Genomic DNA, 21,731 nt, shown 5'->3' on the forward strand with positions numbered 1-21,731 from the left:
GGCGATGGCGGCACGGTCCCACTGGGCACCGCATGGTGCGTCGAAACGTCCCAGTCAATCAAACCACTCGAGACACCGGCCGAGGGAGGCCCTGTTGGTACACGTACCGTTCGGGCAGGCCTCGATGCCGCGGCCAGCCTTGTTGGCGTCGGCAAACTGATAAACGTTGCAGATTCCCCGGATAACGCAAAGTCCCCTTTCGGTCTCTGGCAGGCCGGAAGCGGGTCCGCCCACGGACCGGGTGGGACGCCGGCACCCCCAAATGCGTCACAGACAACTGTGGGGCTGCCCGTCTAGAATGTCTTAGGCGCCGGAACACCCACTGCACCAAGCCGGCGGCCCGGGGTGGGCATCCGAGGATGAACGCCGGCCCCTGCACAACCCCCTCCAGGAGATCCCCCCATGCAGCGCACCATGTTCAAGTCCAAGATCCACCGCGCCACGGTCACCCATGCGGACCTGCACTACGTCGGATCCATCACCATCGACGCGGACCTGCTCGACGCTGCGGACATCCTGCCCGGCGAGCTGGTCTCGATCGTCGATGTCACCAACGGCGCCCGGCTGGAAACGTACACGATCGCCGGGGAACGCGGATCCGGCGTCATCGGCATCAACGGCGCCGCCGCCCACCTGGTCAACGTGGGGGACCTGGTCATCATCATCACCTATGCCTCCATGACCAACGCCGAGGCACGCGCCTTCAAGCCCTCCGTGGTGCACGTGGATGAAAGCAACGCCATCCGCGCGCTGGGAACCAACCCGGCCGAGGCGCTTGCCGACGGACTGGAAACCCCGCCTTTCGCCATCTTCGTCGACGCCTGAACCGGCACCGGGTCGTTCCCCTGCCGTGAAAAGCGGCATGATGGAACCATGGAGAACATTGCCGCGCACCCCTGGACCAAGCACTACCAGCCGGGCGTCCCGGCCGAGATCGAGCTGCCCACCGAATCGCTGAGCGCCATGTTCGAGCGCTCAGTCGCCGAAGCGGGCGACAGCCCGGCCACCGAGTTCTTTGGCCGGCGCACCAGCTACCGGGAGCTCGGTGAGCAGGTGGAACGCGCCGCCGAGGGCCTGCGCCTGCTCGGGGTCCGCGCCGGGGACCGGGTCGCGCTGATCCTGCCCAACTGCCCGCAGCACGTCATCGCGTTCTACGCGGTGCTGCGCCTGGGCGCGGTCGTCGTTGAGCACAACCCGCTGTACACCTCCCGCGAGCTGCGCCACCAATTCGAGGACCACCAGGCCCGCATCGTCATCGCCTGGGACAAGTCCGCCGATTCCGTGCGCCAGTTCCCGAAGGACATGCGCATCGACACCGTCATCTCGGTCAACCTGCTCGAGGCGTTTCCCGCAGTGAAGCGCCTGGCACTGAACCTGCCACTGAAGAAACTGCGCGCCTCCAAGGCCGCATTGACCGCGGCGGCACCGGGGACCATGCCCTTCAAGGACCTGCTCAAGGCCGAGCGGCTCGATGCCGCCCACCCGCGCCCGGCCGTGGAGGACCTGGCGGTCATCCAGTACACCTCCGGAACCACGGGCAGCCCCAAGGGCGCCATGCTCACCCACTTCAACCTGTATGCCAACGCGCTGCAGGGCGAGGCCTGGATGGCCGGGGCCCGGGAACGCAAGGAGATCCTCTACGCGATCCTGCCGATGTTCCACGCCTTCGGCATGACCCTCTACCTGACCTTCGGCGTGAAGAAGCAGGGCCTGCTGGTGCTCTTCCCGAAGTTCGATCCCGACCTGGTGCTTGAGGCGATGAAGAAGTCCCCGGCGACGGTCTACTGCGCCGTCCCGCCGATCTACGAGCGCACCGCCATGGCGGCGAAGGAGAAGGGCGTCTCGCTGCGCTCGGCCAAGTACTGCATCTCCGGGGCCATGAACCTGCCCGATTCCGTGGTCGAGCTCTGGGAGTCGGTTTCCGGCGGGCTGCTGGTGGAAGGCTACGGCATGACCGAATCCTCCCCGGTGGCCCTGGGCAACCCGTTCCACCCCACGCGGCGCACCGGCACCATCGGGGTGCCGTTCCCCTCCACCTTGATGAAGGTCGTGGACCTGGACGACCCGGCGCTCGAGGTGGCCCAGGGGGAACCGGGTGAGCTGCTGCTCAAGGGCCCGCAGGTGTTCGCCGGCTACTGGAACAATCCCGAGGAAACCGCCAAGACGCTCACCGCGGACGGTTGGCTGCGCACCGGGGACGTGGTGACGGTCGACGCCGACGGGTTCGCCACGATCGTGGACCGGGCCAAGGAACTGATCATCACCGGGGGCTTCAATGTCTCGCCCACCGAGGTCGAATCCGTGCTGCGCGCCCACCCGGACGTGAAGGATGCCGCGGTGTTCGGCAAGCCGTTGGAGCGCGGCGGGGAAATGGTGGTGGCAGCGGTGGAGCTGGATCCCGGCACGGAGCTGGACGAGGAGGCGTTGCGGGAGCACTGCCGCACCCAGCTTGCCGGCTACAAGGTGCCCAAGCGGGTCGTGGCCATCGAGGATCTGCCCCGTTCGATGCTCGGCAAGATCCTGCGCAAGCAGGTCCGGGAGCAGGTCAACCCGGACTTGTAACCCGCAGCCACAGCCCGGCACCAAGGTGCTGGTGGCCTATCTGACCATGTCAGGGACTTGTCCCTGGCGTCCTGCCTGTGCGATCTTGGAAGTATTCCCCCACGAGACGGGGAATCCGGACGATGGGTGCCGTACCCGGCGTGCGACAAGACGGCCTGCGAGGGGTATGTCATGTCGTGGTTGATTCTTGTTGTCTCCGGTGTCCTTGAAGCCGTCTGGGCGACGGCGTTGGGCAAGTCGGAGGGCTTCACGAAAATGGCCCCGTCCGTGGTGTTCGTGGCGGGGCTGGCCTTGAGCATGGCCGGGCTGGCGTATGCGATGAAGGAACTGCCGCTGGGCACCGCCTATGCGGTGTGGGTCGGAATCGGTGCGACGCTGACAGTCGTCTACGCAATGATCACCGGTGCTGAAACTGTCTCCGTCCTTAAGGTGCTCTTCCTGCTGATGATCATTTGCGGTGTCGTGGGCATCAAGTCGCTCCACGCCTGACGGTGAAATCGTGGCACACCCCCACGAAGGATGATCGGACCCCAGGGCGCCCCATGTTCGCCGGGGGTCCGTTCTGAGTCCCACCCCTTGATTAAGCCCCGGGTTCATCGAATACTTGGGAAGGTCGTGACGTTTTCTTGGGGGAGAAGCTTTGGATCACTATGAGTTCTTGGGGGTGGGGCGCTCCGCATCGCCCAATCAGATCAACGCGGCCGCAAGGTTGGCGATCTGGCGCAATCGAAGCGACGCCCGACTGACCGAACGGATCATGGGCGCCTGGTACATCGTGGGGGACCCGGACAGGCGCTTCGATTACGACTTCTGGTTGCTGACCAACCCGTCGTCCGTGGGGTCGTATCCGCCGGTCGACCCGGATGCTGCCACCCACGACGTCCCCGAACCCGAGGCGCCGCCTGAGGTACCTGAGGCAGCCACGGCTGCACCGCCGCGCCGGGTGACGGGCCTGTTGCCGCCCGAACGGGTGGAGGGCAATCCGGCCCGGCAGCTGCGCGAGGCAGCACCCGGTCTGCCAGCCCAGCATGCGCCCACAGGCTACGGGCCGGTCCCGCCGGGTGACGCACCGGCCGCCGCAGTGCCGCGATTCGACCCGGAACGGCTGTCCTGGTGGGAAGAATCCCTGGTCGGCTAGGAAAGGATCGGGACGGGCCACAACTTGCTGCGTGTGCTGGTGGTCCTGGGGCTCATGGCCGGGGTGCTGGGATCGATGCTCGTGCTGGTTGCTGCCCCGGCTCCCATCGCGTTGGTGCCCATCGGGCTGTGCGCGGCTGGCTTGGTGCTGGTCAGTCGTTTCTGGCCATACGCAGCGACGCGGCGGGCGGTGGACCAACGGGTGTTTGGCGTGGGCGGCGGGGCGCTGTCCAACGGCTGGAGCCGGTTCAGGAAGGAAAACATCGCCAAGGGCGTGATCGGGGAGCGCCGCACCGCGCTGGCGCTTGAATCGCTGTTGCGCATCCCGGGAACCCGGGTCTTCCACGGTCTCCGCTTTCCGGGCAGCCGCGTCGCCGACATCGACCATGCGGTGGTCAACGGGGACCGGGTGCTCTTCATCGATTCAAAGTTCTGGAAGCTGGGGGAATACCGGTGGCTGGATGCCAACAAGCTCGGATACGTCCGTGGACGGCGCGTCGACCGGCGGGATATCCACATGGACCATGTGCAGCGGCATCCGCTGACGTCCAGGGCCGCGGCCGAGGTCGGTTGCCACGTGCTGATCCACCCCAATGACAAGGGCGCGATAACGTTCACCGCCGGGACGCATATTTCCCCGACGGGGATACCGGCAACCGGAATCCAGGACGGGATCGAGATGATTGGACGCTGGCTGATGCAGGGGCAAAAATGCGGGTTGGTCGACCGCTACGTGATGGCCCGGATGATCGCGCTGCTGAAGTGGTGGTTAAAGCGGTCCGGGGTGGGCGCCGCAGTGCGGCATCCACCCCGGACTTGGCGGTTATTCGGCCGCGGCGTGCGTCAGGACCTGGACCTGGTCGGCAAAGCTGACGGACAGTGCCGACTCCCCGCCGGTGACGGTGGTGTCCTGGCTGCCCTCGACGTACGCCCACGGTCCGGCGGGGCACGAGCCCAGCTTCGGACCGTCGGACTCGGTCACGGAACCCGAACCCTCCGCCAAACCGGTGAGCAGGAATCCGGTGACCTTGTCCTGCGGGTTGGTGCGGGCCTCGTAGAGCAACTCTCCGGTGGTGTCGGCCAGGACGACATGTTCGCGGTCCTGGAATTTCCCGTTCTTCGAGTTGAAGCACGACCAGGTCGTGGTTGACGTCGTTTGCGCGGTTAAGGCGAAGGACACGCCCTCGTGGTTGGCCTGCAGGTCGTGGTCGTTCCAGCCGAACGCATCCTGCACGTCGCCCTTGCCGACGAATCCGATGCCGGTGGACGGATCCACCGTCCAATCGGCCGACGCCGGTGCGGCAACAAACAATGCCGCTGCAGCGAATCCGGACATGGCAAATAGAGCCATGGATTTCTTCATGGTTTCCCCCAAGATTAAGTTGTTTCCCCAGTAACACGACCAAAAATGACCGCTGACGTGGACACTAGCAGATAGGCATGCGCCCTGTAAATGGCACGGGCAATCCGCGGGGAAATCGTCCGGTTTGGGTCCTTCGCCGGTGCAGACAGTGGTCCGGATCGCGGCTAGGCTGGGCCGCAAACACCGGAAATCCGACGCACGGCGCGCCGCACGAGTAGCAGGAGAACGGCCATGGCCTACACGCACAGCATCACCGTTTCGCTGGAGTGGGAGGAAGCAGTGGCCCGCACCAAGGAGGCCTTGGGACGCCAGGGCTTCGGGGTGCTCACAGAGATTGACATGCGAGCCAACCTGGCAGCGGAGATCAGTCCGGAATCGGCCAACCGAATCGGCGACTACCTGATACTGGGTGCCTTCAACCCGCACCTGGCCAATCGAGGGCTGCTCACCGAACCCAAAATCGGGGCGTTGCTGCCGTACAACGTGGTGGTTCGCCGGGCCGTGGACGCGACCGAAACAACGATAGAAACCATCGACGCGCAGGTCTTGGCGCGAGTCAGCGGAAACCCGGCAATACGGGAGGTCGCCTCCGATGCAGACACCCGGTTGAAGGCGGCGCTGGACCACTTGCGCGACGCCTGAAGGGGTGCATTTGCGCCAGTGGGTGCGCACCACCACCATTGAATGCGTGTCACGCGGGGCCTAACCTGTAGGTGTCTCGCGAGAGGGGAGTACACCATGAAGCGCTCGTTGGCCGTGGTTGCGGTCTTGGCATTGGTGCCGTTGGGCGCCGGCCCGGCGGCCGCCGCACCGAACATCTACCATGTGATTTCCTCCACGCATGGGGGTGCGTATGTGGCCGTGGAGGACGGCTGCGAACTGACGGAGGTGTTTCTTTCCTCGAGCGTGGGCATGTTTGCGGCGCAGCCGGGGCCGGTCAACAAGCAGGGGCTGACCGACGTCGGCGTGCGCATCACCGATACCTGTGGCCCGGTGTCGGCGGCAGCCGGTGGCGGCGGGGTCGTCATGTTCGAAGCCAGGAACATGGCGAAGCTGGTGGCGGACCCGAGGCTGCGCAACGCCTCGGTGTCAACCACCATGGAGGGCACGGACGCCGACGGCAATCCGGTCACCATGGAACTGGACGCTGCCTGGATCGGGACCGGCGAGCTGGAGCACACCGTCATCAGCAACCCGGACCACTTCCCGGAGGGCAACGTCGTGGCGGTCGACAACAACCTGCGCCGCGATGCGGTCGCGGACATCAGCGTCAAGGTCGCTGGACGCTCGGTGTCGGGGACAGATCCGGCCGCCAGCCTGGAACTGGTCAAGGCGAATTGCGTGGAGGTGGCCCGGCCGGGCGTCGAGGGCTTCTTCCCCTGCTTCGGCTTCCCCGGCTGACCGCGTTGTCCGGTGGCTAGAGCTGCGGCACGCAGGCGCCGGTGCCCAGCAGGGCAAGGCCTGCCCGATCCCCGTCCGCCAGCGTCGTCAGGTTGTTTCCGTCGCCGTACATCAGCTGGGCGGGGTCATCGACATGGTCGAGCCCCAGCACGTGCCCAAGCTCGTGGATGACGACCGCGCGAATGAGTTCGGGACCTCCGGGGTAGGCCAGGATCGGGACCAGCCCCGGCGCATCCAGCATCACCTGGCCGGCCACGTAGACGAAGGGATGCCCCGGGACATGGGCGTAGTCGCTGCCGCCCAGGCCACCCACGTCGCCTGCCAGGCCCGGGGTTTCCCCTGGATCCGACCAGGTCAGCAGCACCGGCGCCCAGCGTTTGCCGTAGCGCTCGGGTTGGTAGGTGTCCCGTTCCTTGCTTGGACCCTCTGCCGTGGGGCCGTCGTAGACGAAGCGCAGGCCGCTGGCGGAGGAGATCTCGGCGACGGCCTGGTGGATCAGGGCCTCGCCGCCGGCCGGGGAGTTGTCCGGACGGATCACGTAGTGGATGGGGCGGCAGGGGTCGTAGGCGACGAAGTCCTGGGCGGGGTCGGGGGACTCCTGCAGGCGGAACGATCCGGAACCGGTGCCCGCCGGTGGCCTGCCCAGGGGCTCCGGGGCCGCCTCGACCCCGCGCGGCGGAACGTTGGAGCCGGGAACCAGCGGGGTGATCGCCGGCATGATATGCCGCTCGAGGAGTACGGGACTGTAGTAGAGCCCCAGCAGCAGGGCGACGACGAACCACGCATTCCACGCCCGGCGCCTGCGCCTGTATTTCCGAAGGACGTTCGGCTTGGGCGCAGGATCGGGGCGGGCACCGGACACCCGTGCCTCGGCCCGACGTGCCGCCTCGTCAAGCGCCCATTGCGGAACCCGCCCGCTGGGCGCGCTCCTCGGTTGCTGGCGCCTGTTCCCGAAGTCCGGTTCCTGGTTCCATGGTTTTTGCGGCGGCATTCTTCCCCCAAGGTTTGTGCCCGTGCGGGCCCCCAGCCCGCATGGCCCAGCATAGGCCAGGACGCAACAAAAGGGGCGGAAAGGCAGTGCCTTTCCGCCCCCTTCTGGGTCTTGCTACGCCGCGAGCGCCGCGTCCCGGTAGGCCGAGACCCGCAGGCCCGACCCGTCGGCGGTGACCGCAACTGTCCCGCCCTCGGCCAGCTCGTCGGTGACCAGCAGGTCCGCGATCCTGTCGTCAAGCTCGCGGGCGATCACCCGGCGCAGCGGCCTGGCGCCGAACTCCGGCTCGTGGCCGGCCTCGGCGATCCAGCCGACCGCCGCCTCATCGACGGCAAGTCCGATGCCGTGCGCGGTGAGCCGGGCCTCGGTGCGGCGCAGCTGCAGCCGCACGATCGCCCGCAGCTGCTCGACCTCCAGCTTGCGGAAGAGCACCGTCTCGTCGATCCGGTTCAGGAACTCCGGGCGCATGGTCTCGCGCAGCCGGCCCATCACCTTGGCACGCAGCTCGCGCTCGGACCCGGCACCGGAATCGGAACCGAAGCCCAGCGGGGCGCCCCGGCTGGCCAGGAACTCCGAACCCAGGTTGGAGGTCATGATGATGACCGTATTGCGGAAGTCCACGGTGCGGCCCTGCCCGTCGGTGAGCCGGCCGTCGTCGAGCACCTGCAACAGCAGGTTGAACACGTCCGGGTGGGCCTTCTCCACCTCGTCCAGCAGCACCACCGAGTAGGGGCGCCGGCGCACGCGCTCGGTCAGCTGCCCGGCCTCGTCGTAGCCGACGTACCCCGGAGGGGCCCCGACCAGGCGGGAGACCGTGTGGCGCTCGCCGAACTCGCTCATGTCGAACCTGACCATGGCCGACTCGTCGCCAAAGAGCGAGGCCGCCAGTGCCTTGGCCAGCTCGGTCTTGCCCACGCCGGTGGGGCCCAGGAACAGGAAGCTGCCCACCGGCTTGCCCTCGTCGCCCAGCCCGGTGCGGGAACGCCGCACCGCCTTGGCGACGGCAGCCACGGCATCATCCTGCCCGACGACCCGCTCGTGCAGCTCCTCCTCGAGCCGGGCCAGGCGTCCCTTCTCGTCCTCGGTGAGCCGCGCGGCGGGGATGCCCGTGGCCCGGGCGATGACCTCGGCGATCTGCACCTCGTCGACCACCGCCGACGGGGCGTCCGCGGTTCCCTTCTGCGCCTCGGCCAGGCGGGCGCCCAGCTCCTCGGCCTCGTCGCGCAGCTTCGAGGCTTCCTCGTAGCGTTCCTCGGCGACCGCGCGGTCCTTGGCGGCGCCGAGCTCGGCGATCCGCGACGCCAGCGCCACGGTGTCCACGCCGGCGGGGCGCTTCAGGCCCAGCCGGGCACCGGCCGTGTCGATCAGGTCGATCGCCTTGTCCGGCAGGTACCTGTCGGTCACGTAGCGTGCCGACATTTCCACCGCGGCGCGGATGGCACCGTCGGTGTAGGTCACCTGGTGGTGTTGCGCGTAGCGGTCCTTGAGCCCGTGCAGGATCGCGACGGCGTCCTCGATCGAGGGCTCGCCGATGGTCACCGGCTGGAAGCGGCGCTCCAGGGCCGGGTCCTTCTCCACCTTCCGGTATTCGGCCAGCGTGGTGGCGCCGATCAGGTGCAGCTCGCCGCGGGCCAGCCGCGGCTTGAGGATGTTCCCGGCGTCCATGGAGCCCTCGCCCCCGCCACCCCCGGCGCCGACCACGGTGTGCAGCTCGTCGATGAAGACGATCACCTCGCCCTCCTGCGCGGCGATCTCGTCCAGGGTCTGGGTCAGGCGTTCCTCGAAGTCCCCGCGGTAGCGGGTGCCCGCGACCATGGCAGGCAGGTCGAGGGAGACCACGCGCTTGCCGGCCAGCTGGTCCGGGACCTCGCCGGAGACGATGGCGCGGGCCAGGCCCTCCACGACGGCGGTCTTGCCGACGCCGGCCTCGCCGATCAGCACAGGGTTGTTCTTGGTGCGGCGGGCCAGGATCTCGATGGCCTGCTCAATCTCCTTTTCGCGGCCGATCACCGGGTCCAGCCCGTCCTGGGCCGCCCGGGCGGTCAGGTCCATACCGAACTTCTCCAGCATCGGCGTCTGGCCCTTGGCGGGAGCGCCGGCCTCGGCGGGCTTGCCCGGTGCCGTGCCGGAGGGCTGCTGCCCGGCGCCCTCGGCAGCTGCCTGCAGGGTTTGCGGGGTGACCCCGGCGGCGCCCAGCACCTGGCCGGCGGGGGACTCGGTGTTCAGCACGAAGGCCAGGAAGAGGTGTTCGGGATCGATGTAGGTGGAGCCGAAGGCGCGGGCCACCTGGTAGGCATCCAGCAGCGCACGCTGGGCCGATGGGGTCAGCGCGGGATTGGAGTCGGCGCGTTGCGGCCCGGATTCGGGCAGGCGCTGTTCGGCATCGCGGGCAATCGCCGTGGCGTCCGCGCCCGAGCGGCGCAGTGCCTCGCCAACGGGCTCGGTCTCGAGCATCACGCGTAGCAGGTGCAGCGCGTCGATGTCGCTGTGGCCGTGTTCGACGGCGAATTGCGCGGCACGGGTCAGTACCTCGTGCGTGTGGCGGCTGAGCAGCCGGGTGATGTCGACGGGGCGCCCGAAGCGGCTGGTGCGCTGGCCTTGCAGGTAGCGCGCCAGGAAGTCCTCGAAAGAGCCGTTGCCGGCGTCGGACGGGCCAAAGAATGCTGGCATGTTTCCTCCTATGGATACTTGAGTGCCATTGACTCAAGTTAACGCGGATGCCAACAGGATATTCCCGGGACGCTTCCGGATCGGCCCGTGTTCGCCGACGGCGAGATGTCAGGAAGGCAAGCAACTGTCCTGAAACTCCTTCAGTCTTTTCGGTGCGTCTGGGCGATTTCGGTCCACTCCAGTGGGCAGGTTCAAGCTATCCCCGACAAGCGTCGCATCAAAGGATCCTATGATGGGATGCTGGCCCGCTTGTCTCCACGCTGAAATCGAAGTGCTGTGAACCGCCGAATTTCGGGGAAACCAAAATTCTCACCATTGTGTCTCGTGTCCTATTTCTCAAAGTAGACGAAATCTAACCTTTGATGAGACCCAGGGGAGTGGGTTTAGCCAGTATTGGTTGTGCGCAGGCCAGTACCGTGGATCAGAATGCCTTGTTGCGGATGTTCGCTTGTTGCAATCCGACGATCGCGATCGACAGCTCTTCGTCCCGGCGGGTCTACCACCGGCCGGCCAACAGGATCTGCCCGGTGAGGCCGCTACAGCCAGTCCACCCCCGGGCATCCCGAGTGGACCATGCCGCAAGCCAGTGACCTTGCTTGGCCGGGTGCCCAACCCCTCCAAAATCCCCGGAAACCTGGGGATTTGATTTTCCCTTGAAGCACTACTATATTTCTTGGCATGCGGGTGAGAAGAACGAATTACCCCCGGATTGAGGAAGGTGCAGTCGCTTCCTTTTTGGGGGAAACCCGCACAGCAGTACCCGGCCGTCGGACAGCTTGAGACGGCCACCGCAGTAGAGAAGTACCAGCAGTAGCAGCAGTAACCAAAGGGCGTGGTCCTCGACAGCTTGAGACGACCACAGCAGTACAGCAGTAGCCGGAGGGCGTGGTCGTCGGACAGCTTGAGACGACCGCAGCAGTACAGCAGGACCAGCAACCCCGGCAGCAAGCAGTGCCAGCAGTAAAGCAGTACAGCAGTAGCCGGAGGGCGTGGTTGTCGGATAGCTTGAGACGACCGCAGCAGTTCAGCAGGACCAGCAACCCCGTCAGTAGCAGCAGTACAGCAGTACCCGGCCGTCGGACAGCTTGAGACGGTCGCAGCAAAACCGGCAGTGCCAGCAGTAAATCAGTAAAGCAGTACCCGGAGGGCGTGGTCGTCAGACAGCTTGAGACAACCACAGCAGTACCAGCAACACCGGTAGTACCTGCAGTACCGGGCCGTAGGACAGCTTGAGACGGCCACAATAGTAAGATAACCCCCTATGGGCGGACTGGTGATGAATATGGATTCATCACCGGCCCGCCCCTTTCCGTTCTTGCCAAAGGGTGCGTCGCTCACCCGTTGAGCGCCACCATGGCAGGAAACGGAGCTGGCACTATCCAAGAACGCGCCCTTGCGTCCTCGGGTGTCCCCCGCGCGCCCGGTAGTGCTTCCCCCTGGGGTTGGAGTTTCGGTAGCGATGGCGTCATGACGCGCCAGCCCACACGTGCCTAGTTGGGGTATACCCCAACCTGACGTTCGGAAATCAGCGAAAAACTTTCTCTGGAGCTCCCAACGAGGGTTTGCTGAGAGTTCTGCCTCATGCTCTTGCCGCTGACTGCCCAGAATGAACGAACATGCCTCGTGCGCAGCTGTGGGCTGTGTCCGACACCTTGCCCCAAAAAGATCTCGCTTCTTATCGCCCTTCTGGACATCGCGTTGGCTGTGCATGTTGTTCATTTGGTGACGGTCACGGCGTAGGACGCTGGCATGGACGGTGCGTCATTGTCTTCAACCCAGGTCTTGAACTTTGCGCTGAGGCGGGCCGATGCCAAGTAGTTAGGAATCCGGTTTAGCCGCAGAGCTTCCGTGATCCGGTCTGCGATACGTTGATTGCCATGAGCCTCGGCAAGTGTTTTAACGCGTCGTAGGTGGGGAATGAGTGTGGGGTCTTTCTTGGTCGTCAGTAGGATCCCGAGGCTGGCGGCTGCGAACTTGAGGTCGGAGGTCCGAAGTAGACTGCGACCGCCAATGGTGCTGTCATTTCGAAGTTCCAAGACTGCCATCACATGGTCCAAAGGTTGAGAGTCGGTCTCGCTCAACAATGCGACCCGATTGTAAGCGCTCTGCGGGATGATCAATGGGGTCTCGCCTGCATTTGTATGCAGCACTACTTTCCGGATCTGGGCAGGTGAACCCAGAGACACCGCCAGCGCAATTTCAAAGACTCGATCCTGACCTGGGCTAAGGAGGAAGGTCCACGTTGAACCCGATTCTTCTGATGAGAGTACAGGTGTCCCCTTGTGCTTGAGATAGAACTTAGCCATGTAAAAAGCCGACAGTTTCATATAGGCCGCATCCTCTTCCCGGAGTGGGATTGCGTGGCCAGCATTGGACAAGGCGTTGGAGAGAGACCAGCTCATGGCTGAAATGGATTCAAAGAGGGAAAAAACTTGATCAATGACGCTCGAGATAGAGAGGGTTTCCTCGTAGGAACGTAAATTGAATCGTACGAGGTGGCCATCTACCGAATAGCTGTTTCCGTGTTGGGCAGCATTCCGCAGGTGTGCTCCGGAGTCTTCTAAGAACGTTGTCGTCGCCGGATGTTTGAGAAGCCCTTTGGCGAGGTTGGTTGCGTCATCTTTGAGTAATTTGGGGTAGGGCTGTTGCTTGATCCCGGCCATGAGGCTGTACCAGGCCAAAAGAGGACTGACTACGTCTTCATAAACTTCTCCGTAGAACTTGATAATTCGTCTTAGGAGGGCCTTTTCGTCGTTCTCTCTCGAAACTACAGCCTCAAAGGACGTCAAGGATTCGTAGAGTATGCGCTGGCTTCTGGCGAGGCTTTCCAGTGCCCCATCTTCAATCGCAATTTCCTGTAGGCGATGGTTGGCAAAGCAGAAACGAGCAGTCTCTGCCATTACGTCGTTGAAACGGTTTGGATCCATGTGGACCGATGCGACGGTATGCAGCGTCAGATATTGAATGCCGTGGGCCTCGTCAGTGGGAACGCCGGTCTTCTCCTCGGCGAGGCGTTTACCGTACTGGCCCATTTCAAGAACGGAAAAATCGGGATGAGATATCGAGAGGGCTGTCAGGATGCGTTCGGAAAGGTCCTGAATAGATAGATCCTCGTAGGCAAGGGCCGAATTAACGAGCTCCTCATGCGTTGTCAAAGTTTCAGACGCCGAATCGAGTAGCTCTTGTCCACGCTGTCCGAGAATTATTGCATCATGGATAGTGGGGGCGCTAAGGACTTGCGCGTACGTTGGCCAAAGCCCGGAAAGGGTGTCGAGCGTGACTGAAACCGAGCGATGAAGCGCAACCCTGGGCCGGAGCTTGGGAAATGATTGACAGCGGAGACGAAGGGCTTCGAATGATTCCAGTCGCTCGACCATGCCCAATACTGCAGCAGACGATTTGGGTCTTTTAAGGATGGCTCTGAGAGCTTCGACGAACCCTTCCACAAATTCTCTAAGCTCCTCCTTTGTCGGGAGGTTCGTGGTATCCACGGTCGGTTTGGCGGGTGAAACCTGAGGAGTTAGAGCAGCGTTAATCCTTGCAACCGCCGTCCGTCTGTCTACGACGACGGAGTTCACCTCGCCGGCTGGTCCGCTTTTGCCACACTCATTGCAGACATCGCCCAAAACGCGTGATGCCCCACACCGCTGACAGGGAAGGATCCGAAAACTCATTTTCTGGCTGCGGCTCATAGAGTTCGTTGCACCACACGGTAGACGGTGCTCCGAGCCACTCCGAAGAGTTCGGCAATTTCGGCGCTGGTGTGTTTGCCGCCGTGGTGCAGAGCCACGAGGTGCTTTTCCTGGGCGGGGGAGAGCTTGGGTTGCTTGCCGCGGAGCCTGCCTTTGGCCTTGGCAATCTGCATGCCCTCGCGGGTGCGGGCGCGGATGAGATCGGATTCGAACTCCGCCACCATCGCCAGGACGTTGAACAGCAGCCGGCCGACCGGGTCGGTCGGGTCGTGGACGTTCCCGCCGAGGCTGAGCTTGATGTTGCGCTTGGTGAGGTCTTCGACGATATCGCGAGCGTCGGGCAGGGAACGGGCGAGACGGTCGAGCTTGGTGACCACCAGGGTGTCCCCGGCCCGGCAGGCGGCCAGGGCCTGTTTCAGTCCGGGGCGTTCGCGGTTCCGGCCGGTGAGCCCATGGTCGACATAGACCAATTCGTCCGGAACGCCGAGTGCCGTGAGGCCCGCTTGCTGGGAGGCGAGGTCTTGTTGGTTGGTGGAGACGCGGGCGTACCCGACCAGGTGCGGTGACATGCCCTAAGTGTAGCGTTTGTGCCACCTTCACCGGGCATTATTGCGGGCGGGTCATGCGCGAATCCTAGTTCCTTGAATTTTCAAGGTTTTCTGTCATTTTCCGAAGGCGACTGCACTGAGTGTCCAAAGTCCTCTGCACTGAGCTGACGTCCGTAAGCGGAACGCTGAGCGCGACAAGGTCGGCTTTCAGTACGGGACCCGCACGCGGGCAGTTCGTTGAACCTTGATGGTGAAGAGCGCTATCCGTTTCTTCGCCATCGTCCAGGGCTGTGATCGTGGCGTTGGTCGAGATGCTGGGCGGGTCCCTCTACGACCTGTCGAGCCGGACCGCGAGAGCGACTCCGGGCTCGTCGCGGTGTAGTCATGGATGGCTATCCAGTCGTGGACCGATTGCTCCCCTGATCATGCTCATCAGCGACGCGATCAGGCCGGGAAGCGCGTCATCGTCGGCCTGCTGGGACATGAGCCAGACATCCATCGCTTCGCCCATGCCCATCGCGACCGCGATCAGCAGGGTGGGTGGGACGTCGTCTCGCACCGCTCCCACCCGTTGCCCGGTGGCGAGCACCTGCGCGATCCATGGGAGGGATGACTGCTCCAGTTCCTCCTGCGCCTTCTGTGAGGCGGGGCTCTTCGCCGCGGCGGCCCAGCCGCGCAGCATGGCGGCCAACTGCGGTGACGCGACGAGTGCTCGCATCAGCCGGAGGTAGTAGTCGCCCAGATCCGACCAGAAGGTGTCGGCGTCCCCCACGCCCAGGTCGGGCAGCGGGCCGACCTGCTCGAACAGCCCGGCCAGGCCGAGGTGCGCGACGTAGGCGTAGAGATCCTCCTTGCCGTCGAAGTAGTAGTACATCGACCCCTTGGAGATTCCGGCGGCATCGATGACCCGGTTGAGCGAGGCGTCGTGAAATCCGTGCGCCGCGAACTCGTCGAGGGCCACTTGCACGATCGCCTGTTGCTGTTGCGCAGGCAATTTCGCGAATCGGGGTCGAACCATTCGGTCAGCGCCCCGAGTTCTGTTCCGGGAAGGACGGGAGTTCGACGCGGTCGTGGAAGCTCCTGCCCATCGCGATATCGGCAACCTTGGGAAACCCCATCATCTTCAACACCGTATTCCTGACCAAAAGCTGGAACTTGTTCTTCGGGGCGAAGGCCAGGCCCAAGCCCCGGGCGGCATCCTGCTTGGAGCGTATCAGCGGGGCCAGCCGCTCCTCGTAGCGGGCAAATGCCTCGCGGTGGTCGCTGGTTCGTGCCAGTTCCGCCGCCAGCGTGTACGCCTCCACCATGGCCAGCGCCGAGCCCTGTCCGGCCAGGAATGACGGGCACGCGCCGGCATCGCCCACCAAGGCGATGCGGCCGGTCGACCACGACGTCATCTGGATCTGGCTCGCCGAGTCGAAGTAGAAGTTCTTCGCGTGGGGCATGGCGGCCAGCATCTCGGGAACCTCCCACCCTTTGTTGCCCAGCTTCTCCCGTAGCAAGTTCTCCTGTGCCGCGCGGCCGACCGGCACGTCGCCGTCGTGCCGCAGGCTGAACAGGAGCAGCGTGGCGTCGTCGCGAAAAGAGAGTCGGATCGCCTGAAACCCGACCTCGGCGTACATCATCGCGACGAGCTCGTCACGTTCCGGATACCGCTCCGCATCGAATGCGGCCACCACCATGCCCAGATACTTCTCGAATTGCCCATCCGGACCGAATGCGAGCTTGCGCACCCGCGAGTGCAGGCCATCCGCGCCGATGGCGAGATTGAAATCGCGGGTGCTCCCGCCCTCAAAGGTGACCCGAACGCGCTCACCGTCGTCGGCGAGGTCTCGCACGGTGTCGCTGAGCATCAGCTCCACCGCGCCGTCGAGGGAGTCGTAGATGACCGCGGCAAGGTCAGTTCGCGGAATGCTCAGATATCGTTTGTTCGACTCGATCACGGCCTCGGGGTTGAACGACGCGATCTTGCGGCCGTTCCGATCGATCGCCCTCGCCTCGGTGAACACGTAGCCCCGCCTGCGCAGCTCGGGCACGATGCCCATCCGCTGCGCCACATCGAAGCCGGCGCCCCAGAAATCGATCAGGTAACCGCCGGTGCGCAACTGGGGGGCGTGTTCCACGATGGTGACCTCGTGGCCCGACTTGTTGAGCCAGAATGCCAGCGTGGGGCCGGCGATCCCGGCTCCCACGATCAACACCTTCATGATGAAACCTCGATTCAACCGCACTTAGACCACCAGTCTAAACCTGTGGTCTATGAAAGTCACTGGTGGCAAATGGAGGACGAAGCCTCCGACGAAGTGAGTCGTAAGTCGTGTCCCGCAAGCCGGTCGTTCACCGGAGCGCGTGCAGAGGACTTCGGAAATTTTCGAAACTGTCGTTTTCCAAAGACGATTGCACAAGTCTCAGCGGTCACTCGCGTTGGCACTATTTCGATTTCAGGAGTTTCTTCCCGTCGGGTCGCAGCTCCCCGGTCGGGGAGACGTGGCGGTAGAGGGTTTGCCGGGTGACGCCGAGTTCCTTACAGAGGGCGCCGACCTTGGTTTCGGGTTGCCCCATGGCGGCCATGGCCAGGCGGACCTTGGCCGGTGTCATCTTGTAGGGCCGGCCGCCGGTGCGTCCGCGGGCGCGGGCCGAGGCCAGGCCGGCGACGGTGCGCTCGGAGATCAGCGCGCGCTCGAATTCGGCCAGGGCCGCGAAGATCCCGAAGACGAGCTTGCCCGAGGCGGTGGTGGTGTCGATGGCGGCACCCTCGCCGGTGAGGACCTTGAGTCCGATGCCGCATTCGGTGAGGTCGTGGACGGTGTTCACCAGGTGCCGCAAATCCCGGCCCAGCCGGTCCAGTTTCCACACCAGCAGGGTGTCCCCGGCGTTCATGCCTTTCAGGCAGGCGGCGAGCTGGGGACGGTCGTCCTTCTTCCCGGAGGCGTGGTCCTCGTAGAGCTTCGACGGATCGACTCCTGCGGCCAGGAGCGCGTCGCGTTGCAGGTCGGTGCTTTGCGACCCGTCCGTTTTCGAGACCCGCATGTATCCGATCAGCATGGCCGGACCTCCTTGTCATTTATACGTTCGTTTACGTGACAGCTTGCATCGGAAAACATGCATATCTGAAAATTGTCACTTTACCCGTTACTTATTCTAAGTGATGCAAAGGGTGAGTTTTCTTGAATATATGACAAGCGATGCCGTGAGATTCGGGGCTCCCACTCGTTGATCGATTCGAGGCCGCGGCCAGGGTCCGGAACCTGCCGGAGCGATCACACATCCGAAGGCCGCCCGGGGAACCACCGGGCAATGGAACCGAAGCACGTTCCGCGGTTGCGGAAGGGCTCAGGCGTACGGTCCGATGGGCGGCTTATGCTCCATTTGGTCGATGGCAATGCCAAGCTCCTCGAAGTCGGCCAATACCCGTTCGGCTGCCTCCGGGGTGCGGCACCCGTAGAGCATGAAGTTGTACAGGACCTGGGCTTCGCTCGGGTCGCCTCTGGCGATTTCCATGATCTCTTCCATCGACTCCCGTATTTTGGCCCAATGATCCTCGTAGGTGGAAACCTGCACGGAGACAGGCTTGGGCGGCGGGTTGGGCTTGCACGGTGGGGATCCCGCATAGACCGCACGTTCCGGCTCGGGACTGAAAAGGGCGGCTTCTTCACCTTTGCCCAGGGCGGCCCCACGTCCCAGCAGGTCCATGGCGGCGGCGGCAGCCTCAAGCAGCTGGGATTGGATGGGCCAACGGAGTGCCTCGAAAGGTTTCCAGACCCCTTGCCCCGCTCGGACTCGGTGGCCGCTGGCTGCCCATGCGGCTCGGAGGCCGCGGGTGCCCGGACCCCAGTATTTTGCAGGGGTGCTTACTTCGTTGAGCAGGGTTCTGAGCAGCCGGAACCAGATGGCGGCGTGGACGCTGCGGCGCGGCAGATCCACCTTGCCTGTTGTCAATGCTTGATGCGTTCGGCGGTCCATTTCCAAAACGGCCGGGGATGGCCGCTGTTCCAGATCTGTGCTGTCTTTTGACCAAATCGGGCCACCAACGAAGGCGACGAGGGGTTCCAGCAGACGGTGGTGGATCGGGCAGCTCAGCATGATCGGCAGATGCCACATCAGCAGCAGTCCCTGGCGTTCGGGGTCGGCAAGGCAGTCCGGACAGGCGCGTTTTATGGGGTGGTCGGGTACCCACGCTCGCCATTCTTCCTCCATGGTCTTGGCTCTGCTTCGGGGGCCATGCATGACGGAGGACCGGTGCACGTAGTTGTGGAAGGCGCCCGCCATGGGCTGCACACTGTCGAGCAGCCAGGGTGTCCATCCGGCCAGCGTCATGGCGTGGATGCGATCGGCGCTGACTCCCGTACGTTCGGCAAGCCCCGCAATGAGTCCGCTTGGTGCCTCGATATCCACGCTCGGGAGCGCCTTGTTGTGCAGGACGTCCGCGAGACCGTAGTGCAGGCCGAGCCCGTGTTGGAGCAGCTCAAAGGTGTCCATGTGAAAGCCGGCGGCAAGCCGGTGCAGCCACGAGGAAAGGGCCTCGCCCTCGATCGGCGCCGGGTGCACTGGCCACTTACGCGCCGGTTTCACCCCAGTTCTCGTTCGAATTGCCGCCGGCGTTCGGTGGGCCCGGTGTATTCGGCCAGGGACAGGCTGGTGTGGTTGATGGATTCCTCGCCACATTCCACGGCGGCAACCGCCGCCTCGGTGAGCAGCCGGGTGAGCTCGCCGATGGTCCCTTCGCTGCGGGCCAGCAGGTAGCGGGCCATGTCCTCGGTGGCGATCGATGAGGGGCTGCGCAGCGGAAAGGACGAGGCGAAGCTTGCCAGCAGCGATGCCGTCTGGCCTCCTTCGACCCACCGTGGCAGGCTGAACGGCTCAAACCGGTTTTCGAGCTGGTCATCGGAGCGAATGGCAAGGTATGCCTCGCGGGTCCCGACTCCCACCAAGGGGATGCGCAATTCGTTGCCGAGATACCGCAGCAGGTTCAAGAACTCGCGGCGGCTGGCGTCGCGTCCGGCCAGCACGTTGTGCAGCTCGTCGATCACCAGCATCCGCACACCGGTCCGGCGCAGGAGCTCGATCGCCAGGCGTTCCAGGTCGCCGATTCGTTGCCGGGGTTGCAGCGGGGCACCCATGGCCGCGAGCAGTGCCGCATAGAACCTGGGGACGGAGGGGTCCGAGGGCATCTGCACAATCAGCAACGGGATGTGCTCGGCGTCGGCGCTGGAAACCGGACGGTGTCGACGGGCGAATTTCTCGATGATCATGGACTTGCCGTTGTTGGTTGGCCCGATGAGCAGCAGGTTGGGCATCCGCTGCTTGCTCGGCCATGCGAACATCGAGTGCAACCGGTCGAGTGCCTCAACGGCACGCTCATAGCCGATCCAGCGATCGGACCGGATGTGTTGCACGCGCTCAGCATCGGGCAACCGGCTCAGGACCTGGGCGCTGGGCTGCAGGTGGGCAAGGTCTTCGCGCATTCTCACCATTCCTCGATGTCGTCGAACGGTACCGCCGCGTGCACTGCGTCGTTGTCGCTTCCTTCCTCGTCGGCGCTCGGCGGTTTCAGGGTCGGCGGGGTGTCCGTGTCGGCCGGGAGGTGCACCCTGCGTTCTCGATCGCGTCTGCTCTTGCGGGTCTCTTTTTGTGCGGTGCGGCCTTGTTCGCGCAACCGGGACAGTGCGTGGCGATGCTCCCACAGGGTGACGGCCGGGTGCGACAGCGTGCGGTACGGGACCTCCACGTAGTACTTGCCCTCCGGGTCGAGAACCCAAATCCGGCTGATGTCGCGGGGGTCCCGGCGAATCACGAACTTGCCCAGATGGCCCCGTTGGGCCACCCACGGGCGCAGTGCGTTGGCGAAGTAATGCACGTGATCGATCACGAAACCGGTGCGGGTCAGGGTGCGCCGGAGTACCGGCAGGAAGTCGATCAGGAATGCGTTCGGGTTGCCCACCACCGCTGGTGTCCCGGCGGCGGCGACTCCTTGGTCCCACCGGCCGGCCGGGGTCTGCGCCAACCCGGAGTGAACGCTTCCGTGATAGGCGGCCACGGCAAGAACCATCCAGCGTTCCAGCTCGCGCAGCGTCAAGGCCGCCCTCTTTTCCGAGGGATAGCTGCCGCGCTGCGCCGGGTTGGAGAAAGTCGTGCCGGGCAATTCGTGCACCTTGGCCATCGCCGTGCCAATGACCCGCTCGACGATACCGCCGTAGTGTGGCCGCCCGGGCGGCCGGTAGCTCAGCTCGATGGAATGTTGTTCACAGCCCCGGCGCAAGGCTTCGCTCTTGAACTCCGCGGCATTGTCCATGTACAAGCGTTGCGGCTTCCCGCTCATCGGCCAGTCCACCGCGACGTCGAGGCCCTCGATCCATGGCCTTTTGTCACAGCACACCTGGGCCAGGCACAGCCCCACCGATACCGCCGAAGGGGCCTCCAGGGTGATGACCATTCCGACAAGACAGCGGCTGTACACATCGATCGCTGCCGTCAGGTAGGGACGCCCGATGACTTGGCGATCACGTTCATCGACCACCATGAGATCAATGACCGTGTGATCGATCTGGACCACCGCCAGCGGGGCCTCCACCGCGGGAGGCGTGTCACCGGCGGCCCTCAGGCTGCGGGCACCGTCGACGCCTTCCCTGCTCTGCTTGACCTGCGCCTGGTGCAGCAACATGATCCGCCGTGCCACGCTGTTGCGTGACGGGGCCGGCAGGTCCCGCGATCGGCAGATCTGTGCGATGTCCCGGTGCACCACCGCGAGGCTGAGGCGCTGCAGGTCCAGGTACTCCGATCGGATCGTTTCCCGGATGATGGATTCAACGGCTTCGGGCAGGCGCCCGCTGCCCCGGCCTCCATCCGAGTGGCCCGGGGCCAAATCCGTCACCAACCCCGTGCCCTGCCGGTGTCGCCGGAGCAGTTCATACACTTGACGGCGCGAGATGCCCAACGTTGTTCCGGCGGCATCCGCAGCCTGGGCCGAAACCGGGCCCGCCGCCGCGAGGGAGAAGATCACCTCGGCCCGCTGCCGGGCCCGGTTCCAGTCTTCGTCCGGCATGGAGAAAACCCCGCGCTCGGCTAGGCGGGAGTCGTCCGCGCTCACGAAAAGCACCGGCAGTGCATAGGACTATGGACCATAGTGCATGGTAATGCAGATGACTCCCGACAAACTAGGTGTCAGAAGCCGGCTGCACTCGCCCGTGAATCCGGGAAACCCAATGAAGACGACTTCGGAAAATGACATTTTCTAATATCGGATTTTTGGGTCTCGGGTGTCGGGGGGGGGGGGGCCCCCCCCCCCCCCCCCCCCCAAAAAAAAAAAAAAAAAAAAAAAATAAAAAGAAAAAAAAAAAGGGGTGTTTTTTAAAAGGGGGTTTTTGTTT

At 64.3% G+C, this 21,731-nt stretch carries 18 protein-coding genes and 1 riboswitch; of the genes, 7 read left to right on the top strand and 11 right to left on the bottom strand.

Features of this window, described 5'->3' with window-relative positions; all coding sequences use genetic code 11:
- Positions 1–402 precede the first annotated feature (402 nt).
- From panD to J2T21_RS14945, 4 genes are all read left to right on the top strand, one after another.
- Positions 403–825: an aspartate 1-decarboxylase gene (gene panD, locus J2T21_RS14930; protein WP_307582300.1), complete on the top strand. Its 423-nt coding sequence runs from the start codon at positions 403–405 to the stop codon at positions 823–825.
- Between the two features lie 48 nt (positions 826–873).
- Positions 874–2,562, top strand: coding sequence for a long-chain-fatty-acid--CoA ligase (locus J2T21_RS14935; protein WP_307582301.1), 1,689 nt, complete (start codon positions 874–876; stop codon positions 2,560–2,562).
- 90 nt (positions 2,563–2,652) lie between these two features.
- A riboswitch (guanidine-III (ykkC-III) riboswitch) is annotated at positions 2,653–2,722 on the top strand.
- Between the two features lie 11 nt (positions 2,723–2,733).
- Positions 2,734–3,051 carry a DMT family transporter gene (locus J2T21_RS14940; RefSeq protein ID WP_307582302.1) on the top strand — a complete coding sequence of 106 codons (318 nt, stop codon included), beginning with the start codon at positions 2,734–2,736 and terminating at the stop codon, positions 3,049–3,051.
- Positions 3,052–3,226: 175 nt separating this feature from the next.
- Positions 3,227–3,700 (top strand): hypothetical protein, encoded by a 474-nt coding sequence (locus J2T21_RS14945; protein WP_307582303.1) that lies wholly within the window; start codon positions 3,227–3,229, stop codon positions 3,698–3,700.
- Here the strand turns inward: J2T21_RS14945 and J2T21_RS14950 are convergent.
- Positions 3,697–4,119: a hypothetical protein gene (locus J2T21_RS14950; RefSeq protein ID WP_307582304.1), complete on the bottom strand. Its 423-nt coding sequence runs from the start codon at positions 4,117–4,119 to the stop codon at positions 3,697–3,699. The two genes, J2T21_RS14945 and J2T21_RS14950, sit on opposite strands and share 4 nt — an antisense overlap.
- Between J2T21_RS14950 and J2T21_RS20885 the strand changes: the two genes are divergently transcribed.
- The 3 genes from J2T21_RS20885 (at position 4,016) to J2T21_RS14965 (ending at position 6,463) form a co-directional block, all read left to right on the top strand.
- Positions 4,016–4,849, top strand: a complete 834-nt coding sequence (locus J2T21_RS20885; RefSeq protein WP_373457987.1) for a nuclease-related domain-containing protein — start codon at positions 4,016–4,018, stop codon at positions 4,847–4,849. The two genes, J2T21_RS14950 and J2T21_RS20885, sit on opposite strands and share 104 nt — an antisense overlap.
- Positions 4,850–5,293: 444 nt before the next feature.
- A complete protein-coding gene (locus tag J2T21_RS14960; RefSeq protein ID WP_307582306.1) occupies positions 5,294–5,704 on the top strand; it encodes a DUF302 domain-containing protein in 411 nt (136 codons plus the stop codon).
- A gap of 96 nt (positions 5,705–5,800) precedes the next feature.
- Complete coding sequence (locus tag J2T21_RS14965; RefSeq protein WP_307582307.1) at positions 5,801–6,463, top strand: hypothetical protein; 663 nt, start codon at positions 5,801–5,803, stop codon at positions 6,461–6,463.
- Between the two features lie 16 nt (positions 6,464–6,479).
- Here J2T21_RS14965 and J2T21_RS14970 read toward each other — a convergent pair whose 3' ends face one another.
- The 10 genes from J2T21_RS14970 to J2T21_RS15015 form a co-directional block, all read right to left on the bottom strand.
- Positions 6,480–7,454, bottom strand: a complete 975-nt coding sequence (locus tag J2T21_RS14970; protein WP_307582311.1) for a matrixin family metalloprotease — start codon at positions 7,452–7,454, stop codon at positions 6,480–6,482.
- Positions 7,455–7,568: 114 nt separating this feature from the next.
- Positions 7,569–10,124, bottom strand: coding sequence for an ATP-dependent Clp protease ATP-binding subunit (locus J2T21_RS14975; protein ID WP_307582313.1), 2,556 nt, complete (start codon positions 10,122–10,124; stop codon positions 7,569–7,571).
- 1,715 nt (positions 10,125–11,839) lie between these two features.
- Complete coding sequence (locus J2T21_RS14980; RefSeq protein ID WP_307582315.1) at positions 11,840–13,615, bottom strand: hypothetical protein; 1,776 nt, start codon at positions 13,613–13,615, stop codon at positions 11,840–11,842.
- A gap of 197 nt (positions 13,616–13,812) precedes the next feature.
- Positions 13,813–14,385, bottom strand: coding sequence for a recombinase family protein (locus tag J2T21_RS14985; protein WP_307582316.1), 573 nt, complete (start codon positions 14,383–14,385; stop codon positions 13,813–13,815).
- A 361-nt stretch (positions 14,386–14,746) separates the two neighbouring features.
- Positions 14,747–15,331 (bottom strand): TetR/AcrR family transcriptional regulator, encoded by a 585-nt coding sequence (locus tag J2T21_RS14990; protein WP_307582317.1) that lies wholly within the window; start codon positions 15,329–15,331, stop codon positions 14,747–14,749.
- A 55-nt stretch (positions 15,332–15,386) separates the two neighbouring features.
- Positions 15,387–16,571 (bottom strand): FAD-binding domain, encoded by a 1,185-nt coding sequence (locus J2T21_RS14995; RefSeq protein WP_307582318.1) that lies wholly within the window; start codon positions 16,569–16,571, stop codon positions 15,387–15,389.
- Between the two features lie 223 nt (positions 16,572–16,794).
- Entirely contained in the window at positions 16,795–17,409 is a 615-nt protein-coding gene (locus tag J2T21_RS15000; RefSeq protein ID WP_307582319.1) for a recombinase family protein, read from the bottom strand.
- A gap of 288 nt (positions 17,410–17,697) precedes the next feature.
- Positions 17,698–18,936: a TniQ family protein gene (locus tag J2T21_RS15005; protein WP_307582321.1), complete on the bottom strand. Its 1,239-nt coding sequence runs from the start codon at positions 18,934–18,936 to the stop codon at positions 17,698–17,700.
- Complete coding sequence (locus J2T21_RS15010; RefSeq protein ID WP_373457983.1) at positions 18,933–19,829, bottom strand: TniB family NTP-binding protein; 897 nt, start codon at positions 19,827–19,829, stop codon at positions 18,933–18,935. The genes J2T21_RS15005 and J2T21_RS15010 overlap by 4 nt, the downstream gene beginning before the upstream one ends.
- A 2-nt stretch (positions 19,830–19,831) precedes the next feature.
- Positions 19,832–21,298, bottom strand: coding sequence for a Mu transposase C-terminal domain-containing protein (locus J2T21_RS15015; protein ID WP_444939671.1), 1,467 nt, complete (start codon positions 21,296–21,298; stop codon positions 19,832–19,834).
- Between the last annotated feature and the right edge of the window lie 433 nt (positions 21,299–21,731).

Source organism: Paeniglutamicibacter psychrophenolicus, assembly GCF_030812255.1.
GTDB classification, from domain to species: domain Bacteria; phylum Actinomycetota; class Actinomycetes; order Actinomycetales; family Micrococcaceae; genus Paeniglutamicibacter; species Paeniglutamicibacter psychrophenolicus_A.

What these genes read in the sequence shown, in the direction of transcription:
- J2T21_RS14975 (WP_307582313.1), bottom strand. Translation starts at nt 10,124, where the DNA reads ATGCCAGCATTCTTTGGCCCGTCCGACGCCGGCAACGGCTCTTTCGAG.
- J2T21_RS14950 (WP_307582304.1), bottom strand. Translation starts at nt 4,119, where the DNA reads ATGAAGAGCACCCGGTCCCCGTTGACCACCGCATGGTCGATGTCGGCG.
- J2T21_RS14970 (WP_307582311.1), bottom strand. Translation starts at nt 7,454, where the DNA reads ATGCCGCCGCAAAAACCATGGAACCAGGAACCGGACTTCGGGAACAGG.
- J2T21_RS14935 (WP_307582301.1), top strand. Translation starts at nt 874, where the DNA reads ATGGAGAACATTGCCGCGCACCCCTGGACCAAGCACTACCAGCCGGGC.
- J2T21_RS14965 (WP_307582307.1), top strand. Translation starts at nt 5,801, where the DNA reads ATGAAGCGCTCGTTGGCCGTGGTTGCGGTCTTGGCATTGGTGCCGTTG.
- J2T21_RS15000 (WP_307582319.1), bottom strand. Translation starts at nt 17,409, where the DNA reads ATGCTGATCGGATACATGCGGGTCTCGAAAACGGACGGGTCGCAAAGC.
- J2T21_RS14995 (WP_307582318.1), bottom strand. Translation starts at nt 16,571, where the DNA reads ATGAAGGTGTTGATCGTGGGAGCCGGGATCGCCGGCCCCACGCTGGCA.
- panD (WP_307582300.1), top strand. Translation starts at nt 403, where the DNA reads ATGCAGCGCACCATGTTCAAGTCCAAGATCCACCGCGCCACGGTCACC.
- J2T21_RS14960 (WP_307582306.1), top strand. Translation starts at nt 5,294, where the DNA reads ATGGCCTACACGCACAGCATCACCGTTTCGCTGGAGTGGGAGGAAGCA.
- J2T21_RS14940 (WP_307582302.1), top strand. Translation starts at nt 2,734, where the DNA reads ATGTCGTGGTTGATTCTTGTTGTCTCCGGTGTCCTTGAAGCCGTCTGG.
- J2T21_RS15010 (WP_373457983.1), bottom strand. Translation starts at nt 19,829, where the DNA reads ATGCGCGAAGACCTTGCCCACCTGCAGCCCAGCGCCCAGGTCCTGAGC.
- J2T21_RS14985 (WP_307582316.1), bottom strand. Translation starts at nt 14,385, where the DNA reads ATGTCACCGCACCTGGTCGGGTACGCCCGCGTCTCCACCAACCAACAA.